The sequence below is a fragment of the Spirosoma spitsbergense DSM 19989 genome (genome assembly GCF_000374085.1).
GTDB lineage: Bacteria > Bacteroidota > Bacteroidia > Cytophagales > Spirosomataceae > Spirosoma > Spirosoma spitsbergense.
Map to the genome: position 1 here is coordinate 1 of NZ_KB893451.1, position 10007 is coordinate 10007.

The 10007-nt window shown below is 49.7% G+C and carries 5 protein-coding genes and 2 pseudogenes; 4 read left to right on the plus strand and 3 right to left on the minus strand.

Annotated elements, in window-relative coordinates:
• Positions 1-232: 232 nt before the first annotated feature.
• Positions 233-418 (minus strand): annotated as a pseudogene (locus tag B157_RS39655) (type IIL restriction-modification enzyme MmeI); the annotation flags it as partial.
• A 1197-nt stretch (positions 419-1615) separates the two neighbouring features.
• Here B157_RS39655 and gltB point away from each other — a divergent pair.
• The 3 genes from gltB to B157_RS0108425 all read left to right on the plus strand — a co-directional run bounded on the left by gltB (position 1616) and on the right by B157_RS0108425 (position 8331).
• On the plus strand, positions 1616-6205 hold the full coding sequence (gene gltB / locus B157_RS0108410) for a glutamate synthase large subunit (protein ID WP_020602906.1): 4590 nt from the start codon (positions 1616-1618) through the stop codon (positions 6203-6205).
• Between the two features lie 201 nt (positions 6206-6406).
• Positions 6407-6832, plus strand: coding sequence for a DUF29 domain-containing protein (locus tag B157_RS0108420; protein ID WP_020602908.1), 426 nt, complete (start codon positions 6407-6409; stop codon positions 6830-6832).
• An 8-nt stretch (positions 6833-6840) separates the two neighbouring features.
• Positions 6841-8331: a glutamate synthase subunit beta gene (locus B157_RS0108425; protein WP_020602909.1), complete on the plus strand. Its 1491-nt coding sequence runs from the start codon at positions 6841-6843 to the stop codon at positions 8329-8331.
• 146 nt (positions 8332-8477) lie between these two features.
• On the opposite strand, the gene B157_RS40045 is transcribed toward B157_RS0108425, so the two are convergent.
• Positions 8478-8612 (minus strand): hypothetical protein, encoded by a 135-nt coding sequence (locus B157_RS40045; RefSeq protein ID WP_020602910.1) that lies wholly within the window; start codon positions 8610-8612, stop codon positions 8478-8480.
• Between the two features lie 993 nt (positions 8613-9605).
• On the opposite strand from B157_RS40045, the gene B157_RS40425 reads away from it, so the two are divergent.
• Positions 9606-9767, plus strand: a complete 162-nt coding sequence (locus B157_RS40425; RefSeq protein WP_084761779.1) for a DNA cytosine methyltransferase — start codon at positions 9606-9608, stop codon at positions 9765-9767.
• Here B157_RS40425 and B157_RS0108435 read toward each other — a convergent pair.
• Positions 9749-10007, minus strand: a pseudogene (locus B157_RS0108435) (ISLre2-like element ISRsl1 family transposase); the annotation flags it as partial. The gene B157_RS40425 and the pseudogene B157_RS0108435 overlap by 19 nt on opposite strands.

A 10007-nucleotide genomic window follows, 5' to 3' on the forward strand; every position in this document is an offset into this window, starting at 1 on the left:
TTACCCAAAGGCACTAAACTGGAGAAAAATGATCCTAGAGTGCGTCAACTTTATCACTTCGGCTGTATAGCCGCCTAAATATTGACTAACCATTGCTTTTGTACCAACGGTCAACAATTTATTGAACTACCCGCGTACGTACCGATTTGTACACTAATTAGTTAGATAATTTAAAAAGAAGGTCACTATGTTGTAGGCAGGTCGCGTTCGCATCTTCAGCCGCGCCGGTTAGTTAACCGTTAAAACAGCCGCGTTTGTAGAGGTCAATCCGGCCGGTACTTCGTTTGCCGTTATCGTTGAACTCAACCGCCCGTTCCAGTACGTAGGCATCCTGAGCGGGGTTGTCGGTAGTAGGATCAGGCCGGGGTACGCCAATGAGGTCGCAAAGGTCTTGCAGGAACAAACCGTAGTTGGCACGTTCGGCACCGCCCGCCGGTTTTCAGCGGGTTTCAAATTCGGAATAAGTCACAGGGGAATGAAGAAAGTAAGAACAGGTGTGATCAAAAAAGACAAAGGTAAATACGCCCAAAAGATAATGATTGCGGGTAAATCTTTGGCTGATTTATTCAGGTATAGTTTGGAGAGAGGGGGGAGGGGTATATTAATTCTCTACCGTTGTTCAACTCGTTAACCGTTCGCCTAACCCAAAAGAAACGGTGCCAAAATTCAGGGGTGGGGGGTATATGGCTGTAAATCCCTTGTAGGTAGTTGAATCACTACCGTTGGACCTGCAAAGTAAAAAGGGTGTCAAAATTCACCGTTTATTACCCATGTACTGAAATAGGTGTTTTAGTGACATGACAAAAAAACGGGTCGGGGGAACCACCCACCCGACCCAAAGAGCCGTAGGAACCACCCTTGCGACTCTGACCAAACCAAGTAGCCATTGCTGGCCGCTCGTTTGAATCAAAGATACTACCCACATGTCAACCCGACCGTCAACTGAGAAAAAAAACTTTGCTCTATTGCTCATTCCGTCAACCAATCCGTCAACTAGGAAAATGCTCTTTTATAATCATTTGATTATCAATTGTTTATTCCACTAGGTTATGATCCCAGCCGGATCACCAAAGCAGAAAACCCCTCTCAGAATGATTCTGAGAGGGGTTTTCTGCTTATACATAGCTGAATAACGCATAGTCCACCATAACGGGTAATTAATCACCCTATCGAACATCAGTTTGACGTACTAACTGGAGTCAACAATGAACTCTCCAACGCAACCACCCTTTTTTAGGATGGAAACTTAAATAGTGTTGATATCGGGTGTACTGCCCCTGTAGTAATGGATCACTACAGACGGGGTTCTATCCAGTCTGTACTGGTAACCTTGCAGGTAATTGGCTGGGTATTCACTTTTCAAGAACATTTATAATCAAATTCACAATTAGGGTCTTAACTTATTAAATTCTGGGAAAAGCTGTTTTTGCCAATTTTTTTTAGTACTATATTGCATGACTTTGTCACAAACGCCCGTCAGCCCGGTTGCTATCTACACATCTAAGCATAGACCAGGCTACTCGTTACTTTAGATTTTCTCAATTATCGCTGCTTTTTTTTGCTATTTTCTTAATAAGAATAGCGGGAAAGGGCTTTACCCAACACTGTTACGACCATGTCTGATCAGGTTGACCAGCCGGCGGGTCTTTACCGCCCCGAATTCGAACACGATAACTGCGGTATCGGCTTTGTTGCCCATATCAAGGGTCGCAAGTCTCACCAGATTGTTGCCGATGCGTTACAAATGCTCAGGCGAATGGAGCACCGGGGCGCCGTTGGCTCAGAACCAAACTCCGGCGACGGAGCGGGGTTGCTTATTCAGATACCCCATGAGTTTTTTGTAGACGAAACCCGCAAACTGGGCATCCATCTCCCTCCCGCGCTGGAATACGGCGTGGGTATGGTCTATTTTCCCAAAGATGTATGGCTGCGCGAAGAGTGCCGTGCCGTGCTGAACCGGAAAATGAAAAAGATTGGTCTGGAATTGCTCTGCTACCGGGTCGTACCTGTCAACAACAGCGATCTGGGTAACGGCTCGCGTTCGGCAGAGCCACAGATGGAGCAGGTATTCATAAAACGGCCTTCCGAAATTACCAATCCCGACGATTTTGAGCGGAAACTATACATTTTACGCAATACCAGCACCCGTATTATCAATGAAACGATAAACGGCGTTGATCATTTTTACTTCTCGTCCCTTTCCTGCCGTACTATTACCTATAAAGGGCAGCTAACGACCCTGCAACTGGAACCCTACTTCCCGGATCTTCAGCAGGAAGAAGTGGTTTCGGCCATTGGCGTTGTACACTCCCGCTTTTCAACCAATACGTTTCCATCCTGGAAACTGGCTCAGCCATTCCGTTATATTGCTCACAATGGCGAAATAAATACGGTACGGGGCAATGTTAACTGGATGAAGGCTGCCGAAGGCCTGCTTAAGTCGTCTAAGTTTACCCAGGATGAAATGGACATGCTGCTGCCCATCTGCGACCCAAAGCAGTCGGACTCCGCTAACCTGGATAATGCCATTGAATTGCTGGTCATGAGTGGCCGTTCATTGCCCCACGTCATGATGATGCTTGTTCCTGAAGCATGGGATGGCAATGACCACATGGACCCCGTTCGTAAAGCGTTTTATGAATTCCATGCAGCCCTGATCGAGCCCTGGGATGGGCCTGCCTCTATCTCCTTTACCGATGGCCGCATAGTAGGGGCCACCCTCGACCGGAATGGCCTGCGTCCTTCCCGTTTCTGGGTTACCAATGAGGATATCGTGATTATGGCCTCTGAGGTAGGCGTACTGGATATCGATCCCGCCACGGTGGTGTCGAAAGGGCGTTTACAGCCGGGTAAGATGTTTCTGGTCGATATGGAGCAGGGGCGAATTGTGTCGGACGAAGAGATCAAAGCTGAACTGTGTGGCCGTAAGCCCTACCAGGAGTGGCTCGACCAAAACAAGATAAAGCTTCAGGATTTAGAAACGCCGATACGGACCTATAGCCATTATGACCCGGCTAAATTGCTCCGGATGCAGCAGGCCTTCGGCTTTACCTCCGAAGACCTGCGGATGATTCTGGCACCGATGGTGGAAACGGGTAAGGAAGCCCTCGGCTCAATGGGTACGGATGTACCACTGGCTATTCTGTCGGAACAGAGCCAGCACATGAGTCACTATTTCAAGCAGTTATTTGCCCAGGTAACCAATCCACCCATCGACTCTATCCGGGAGCGATCCATTATGTCGCTCATCTCCTTTGTAGGAGCAACGTATAACCTGCTGAGTGAATCGCCGATACACTGCCGTCAGATTGAACTCGATCAACCGGTACTGACCACCAAGGAGTTCGATAAACTACGGTTTATTGATCGGCCCAAGTTCCAGGCCAAAACGATCAACTGCCTGTTCACTGCCGATGGAAAAGGGCAGTCGCTCGAACGCGCTCTCGACCGTATTTGCCGCTACGCTGAAGATGCCATTCATGATGGTTACTCGATTCTGATTCTGTCGGACCGGGCCATCGACTCCAGTCACGCCCCCATTCCATCGCTACTGGCTACCTCGACCATTCACCACTACCTGATTCGTCAGGGATTGCGGGGTAAGGTCGGTCTTCTGGTCGAAGCGGGCGATGTTTGGGAAACGCACCATGTGGCTACGCTTATTGGCTACGGGGCATCAGGTGTAAACCCGTACATGGCCTTCGAAACCATTGCGAGCATGAAGCAGAAAGGGCTGCTGTCCGTTGATTACGACCTCGATAAACTCTACAAAAACTACATAAAAGCTGTCAACGGCGAGTTGCTGAAAATCTTCTCGAAGATGGGAATCTCAACCCTGCAATCGTATCAGGGAGCCATGATCTTCGAATGCCTTGGCTTAAATAACGACGTCATTAGCCGTTACTTTACGGGGACTATTTCGCGCATCGGCGGCATGGGACTGGACGAAATTTCCCGCGAAATTCTGGTGCGGCACTCGGTGGCTTTCCCTGACATGCCCGTGCTGGCTCCCCGGCTGGAAGTGGGTGGTATTTACCAGTGGAAGCAACGGGGTGAACGGCATATTTTTAATCCCGACACCATCCACCTGCTACAGCAGTCGACGAAGAAAAACGACTTTGCGCTCTTCAAGAAATACTCCAAACTGATTGATGATCAGACGCAGAAAGCCATTACGCTGCGTGGTCTGCTGAAATTCAAAAAAGGCACACCCGTACCGCTTGACGAAGTAGAGCCTGTCGAAAGTATATTCAAACGCTTTGCTACGGGTGCCATGTCGTTTGGGTCTATCTCGTGGGAAGCGCATACGACCTTAGCCATTGCCATGAACCGCATCGGCGGCAAAAGCAATTCGGGCGAGGGTGGTGAGGATGAACTGCGCTACACGCCACTCGAAAACGGCGACAGTATGAATTCGGCTATCAAGCAGGTAGCCTCGGGGCGTTTTGGCGTAACGAGCTATTACCTCACCAATGCCCGCGAACTACAGATCAAGATGGCGCAGGGGGCCAAACCTGGCGAAGGGGGTCAGCTGCCCGGTTTCAAAGTCGATGACTGGATTGGACGGACGCGCCACTCAACGCCCGGCGTTGGGCTGATATCGCCCCCTCCCCACCACGATATTTACTCGATTGAGGATTTAGCCCAACTCATCTCCGACCTGAAAAATGCCAACCGGGCCGCCCGCATCAGCGTGAAGCTGGTATCGGAGGCCGGTGTGGGAACTATTGCCACCGGCGTTGCCAAAGCCCACGCCGACCATATCCTGATTTCGGGCCATGACGGTGGTACGGGCGCTTCTCCACTGTCGAGTATCCGGCACGCGGGTCTACCGTGGGAACTGGGTCTGGCCGAAGCCCATCAAACACTGGTCAAGAACAAACTGCGCGGTCGCGTAACGGTGCAGGCCGATGGACAGATGCGTACCGGTCGTGATTTGGCAATTGCCGCGTTGCTTGGTGCCGAAGAATTCGGGGTTGCCACGGCGGCTCTGGTTGCTGCGGGCTGCATCATGATGCGGAAGTGTCACCTGAATACCTGCCCGGTGGGTGTCGCGACACAGAACAAGGAACTACGCGCCCTGTTTACGGGTAAGCCTGAACACGTAGTGAATATGTTCACGTTCCTGGCTATGGAATTGCGCGAAATTATGGCCGAACTGGGCTTCCGTACCATCAATGAAATGGTAGGGCAGGTGCAGATGCTGGAACTTCGCGACAACCTGCCCCACTGGAAATACAAAAATATTAATCTTGATGCCCTGCTGTATAAAGAGCCAACTAATCTGGATGTGGCGCTGTATCAGCAGGAAGAACAAAACCATTATCTGGATGATGTACTCGACCGGAAACTGATCGAGGTAGCCAAACCCCTGCTGGACGATACCGCACTTGGCGCATCCGAATCGGTTTATGCCGAGTTTACGGTACAGAACATCGACCGGAGCATTGGTACGATGCTGTCCAACGAAATTTCGAAAGTGTACGGTGGACCGGGCTTGCCCGAGGGTTCTATACACATCAAACTCCGGGGAACTGCTGGTCAGAGTTTCGGTGCTTTTGCCACGAGCGGTATCAAACTCGAACTGGAAGGCGATGCCAATGACTACTTCGGCAAGGGGCTCTGTGGTGCTCAGTTAATCGTGTACCCCGACCGAACGTCCCAGTTTAAACCGGAAGAGAACAGCATCGTCGGTAATGTATCCTTCTACGGAGCCACGTCGGGCGAAGCCTTTATCCGGGGTATGGCCGGGGAGCGTTTCTGCGTTCGAAATTCAGGGGCTAAAGTTGTTGTAGAAGGTGTGGGCGATCATGGTCTGGAATACATGACGGGTGGCCTGGCCGTTATTCTGGGTCAGACGGGGCGCAACTTTGCCGCCGGTATGTCGGGTGGGGTCGCGTATGTGTATGACCAGGACGGTACGTTTGCGGCCAAAGTAAACCCGGATATGGTCGATCTGGAAACCCTGACCGAAGAAGACCTGGGTATTCTTCGCGAGTACATCGAGAAACATTTTCAATACACCACCAGCAATGTAGCCTTGACCCTGATTCAGGACTGGGACAACAAAATCGGGCAGTTTGTGAAAGTAATGCCGGGCGATTTCCGGCAGGCATTAGCCGGACGGGGTATTTCACTGGCCGATCAGATTCGCGACAAAAGCATCGTGTATCAGGATATAACCGTGGATGTGACGCATGGGTAATGAAACCCTGGACGGCCAGGAAACTGACTGCCTATCTGCTGGATGTTGCTTATCCGCAGCATCCAGCAAAAGCTGGTTGCCGTGTTTGAACGGGAATCGTATCCATTAAGAACGGTCTGGTTTATCAGTAATGGCGCAAAAGTTCCTATATTGGTAACGGCCTAGCCTAACTGATGAGACAATGATTACGGCCTGAATGCTATGAAAAACTGGGAAGAACTTGCCGCCCACTCCGAGCTATTAGCTGCCCAGGAGATTAAACAATCTTTTGACGAGGGTAATCTGACCGATGTCGAAGAAGGCCTGGTACAGTTAATCGAAACGATGGCGCGTTCAGAGAAAAGAGCTTTGCAAAGTCAGTTAATTCGACTGATGATGCATGTTGTCAAATGGCACGTTCAGCCCGACAGACGAACGAGAAGTTGGCTGCTTAGCGTTCAGAATGCCCGCTTTGAAATCGTTAAACTCCAGCAGTATACGCCATCGCTGAACAAAGCCTATATTGAAAGTATCTGGGACGAGTCGTTGACTGAAGCACGGGAAGAAGCTGAAATTGAGACCGGCGTAGCCAATGCATTTCTCGAACTAACCTGGGAAGACGTATTTGACAAAAAGTACTTGTTGTAACGAAACGAATGGGAAAACCTACCGGATTTTTAGAATTTGCGCGCGAACTACCCAAAAAGCGCGACCCGCAGCAGCGGATTCATGATTACAGGGAAATTGAGGTGCAGTTCGCCCCGCAGGATACCCAGCGGCAGGCTGCCCGGTGTATGGACTGCGGAACGCCGTTCTGCCATAGCGGTTGTCCCCTTGGTAATATCATCCCGGAGTTCAATGATGCCGTGTACGAACAGAACTGGGCCTACGCCTACGAAATTCTGGCCAGTACCAACAACTTCCCGGAGTTTACGGGCCGCATCTGCCCGGCCCCCTGCGAAGCGTCGTGCGTGCTGGGTATCAACAAGCCGCCCGTGGCGATTGAGTTTATCGAAAAATCAATTGCCGAAGAAGCGTTCAAACAGGGATACGTAACGCCCAGAATTCCGACAGAGCGGACGGGTAAGCAGATAGCCATTGTGGGTTCCGGCCCGGCCGGGCTGGCAGCTGCCGCTCAACTGAACAAGGCAGGACATACCGTTACCGTATTTGAACGCGCCGACCAGATTGGCGGACTCCTGCGCTATGGCATCCCCGACTTTAAACTCGAAAAATGGACCATCGACCGTCGGCTGGCCATTATGGAAGCCGAGGGGATTATATTTAAGCCGGGTGTTAACGTGGGTAAAGACCTGAAAGCGAATGATTTGCTGAATGATTTTGACGCAATTATGCTCACCGGTGGGTCAACTGTGCCCCGCGATCTGCCGATTCCCGGCCGGGAGTTGAAGGGTATTTACCCCGCTATGCAGTTCCTGAGTCAGCAGAATAAACGAAATGCCGAACGCCCGGTGGAAGTAGACCATCAGGGGGAGACCTATACCGACGGCGACATTCTGGCAACGGGTAAAAACGTGGTGGTGATTGGCGGAGGTGATACCGGCTCCGACTGTGTGGGTACATCCAACCGCCACGAAGCTGCCAGCGTAACCCAGATTGAACTGATGCCGATGCCCCCGCAGGAACGGGCCGAAAGCACGCCCTGGCCCAACTGGCCCATGATGCTCCGTACCAGTACCTCACACGAGGAAGGGTGCGAGCGGCAATGGTCCATCAACACCAAAGAATTTATTGGAGACGAAAACGGCAACCTGAAAGCGCTGCGGCTGGTTGACCTGACCTGGGAAAACAAGAATGGCCGTATGCAGATGGTCGAACTGCCCGGCTCGGAGCGTGACGTTCCCTGCGAACTGGCGCTGCTGGCTGCTGGTTTCCTGCACCCGCAGCACAACGGTCTGCTGGACGACCTCGGTGTTGACTACGATGAGCGCGGCAACGTGAAAGCCGTCAAGTATCAGACCACGACCAATCCGAAAGTATTTGTGGCTGGCGACATGCGCCGGGGACAATCGCTGGTCGTGTGGGCCATTTCGGAAGGCCGCGAAGCCGCCCGTGCCGCCGACTGCTACCTGATGGGGGAGACCATGCTCGAAGCCAAAGCCGTATCGATGATTTCGGTCGAGTAACAGGATAAGATAAAACATAAATCGCCCGGTAGTTGGTTTTATAACCAACTACCGGGCGATTTATGTTTCGGAGAAACGATTAATCGTGTTTGAGGCTCGCCTTGCTGAATGAATCGCCTGCAAAAGCGCTGACGCGTAGCCACTTATTATTCCTTCCCTTTTTTGCTGGCTTCTTCTACTGCCTCTACAAACTCCTCAGTAGAAACGGTTTGCACGTACGGCTCATCCTGCTCCTCGTCAAATTGCTGCTCCGGATCAGGTGTCTGTTCGTCTGCGTTCATGTGGCTGTTTATTTATAGGTGTCTAAAATAAGCGGTATGATCACATCTATAGGCGCTCAGCCTATAAACGTTTACTGCCTAATTCACTTGCTTGTGTAAATTCTCTGAATCTATTTGCCACTGACAAACTGGTAGCGGAAAAGCAGTTAAAACAGAGAAAAAGATGTAGAAGAAAAAAAAAGGCCCGGCTGCACCACCAGCCGAGCCAAGAAGTAAAACCGAAGTCTTACCCCCTTTTGAGAACTCAAAGATAAGTCAACAACCAACGCCATCCAACAACTGATTCTACTGGGGGGTAATACCGACACCAAACACCAAATCAGTATTGTGCCACTGTTTTAGATCATGAACCTATCCAATAGTGGACCTGCTACTTTTAACTGGACATTAATTTAAGCATGATCTAACTTAGTGAACTATGAAAACAGGAGGCAGTACGACGACGAATTTAAACGAATTTTGATACCAAGAGAACTTTAAGCAGGACTTTCAATACGACTTGGTTAGACTATTGAAGGACTATCAGAGGATTATCGAGACCAAACAAACAATAATAGACGTAATAACTAAAATTTAGAATTGGTAACATAATAAAGGTCCTTCATTAGTGCCTTTATTATGTTACCAATATATTGAAATAGAGTATATTGACAGTGTAATGTCGAGAATATGCCTTTTTTATAGGTTAAATTTGCCTGTTTTTACTCTTACATATACAGTTCAACTTGCGGCTATGATTTATTCATACATGCGAATTTCAACTGACCGGCATACTGCCGAAAATCAACGTTCTGAGATACTTAAGAAAACTTCTGTTGAGCAAATCTATGTAGATCACTGGATAGAGGAAACAGTGCTGGGTAGGCAATCTGTTGAAAATCGAGTGCTCAGTCGTCAAATAAAGGTGATGAAGCCGAATTAAAGTATTATTTTAATTTTTAGATATTTAGAGAAAACTTTGTTTGAAATTGTTAGCTTAATTGAACTGAATAAATGAATAAATTGGTAGGAATTGATCTTTTTTCTGGTGCAGGTGGCATGAGTTTGGGCGCGAATAGGGCAGGAATTGATGTTATATTTTCAGTAGAATCTGAGCCAAACGCTTGTACAACATACGGGTGCAATTCAAAATGTCGCTATGCGGCCATCGCATAGTTGATTGGCTCAATCTGCTGACGAACCAAATTCCATCGGTTGCTCATCAGGCAAACGCGCAAGTTTAGAACACGCTGCGCACCCCGAATACTCCAGCGTTGCCCAGACCGCTTCAACCGTCGTTGCATCACCGTTCGGTGAGCTGATTCGATAGCCCCAGACCCAATCAGAAGGCCCCGTTTACGATACGTTTTATAGTCCATCCGGTCGCGATTCGTTTCCAGATAGGCATAGACCGAA

Bases quoted from the DNA above. Each gene is read 5' to 3' on its own strand.
- gltB (WP_020602906.1), top strand. From the start codon at position 1,616: ATGTCTGATCAGGTTGACCAGCCGGCGGGTCTTTACCGCCCCGAATTC.
- B157_RS0108420 (WP_020602908.1), top strand. From the start codon at position 6,407: ATGAAAAACTGGGAAGAACTTGCCGCCCACTCCGAGCTATTAGCTGCC.
- B157_RS0108425 (WP_020602909.1), top strand. From the start codon at position 6,841: ATGGGAAAACCTACCGGATTTTTAGAATTTGCGCGCGAACTACCCAAA.
- B157_RS40045 (WP_020602910.1), bottom strand. From the start codon at position 8,612: ATGAACGCAGACGAACAGACACCTGATCCGGAGCAGCAATTTGACGAG.
- B157_RS40425 (WP_084761779.1), top strand. From the start codon at position 9,606: ATGAATAAATTGGTAGGAATTGATCTTTTTTCTGGTGCAGGTGGCATG.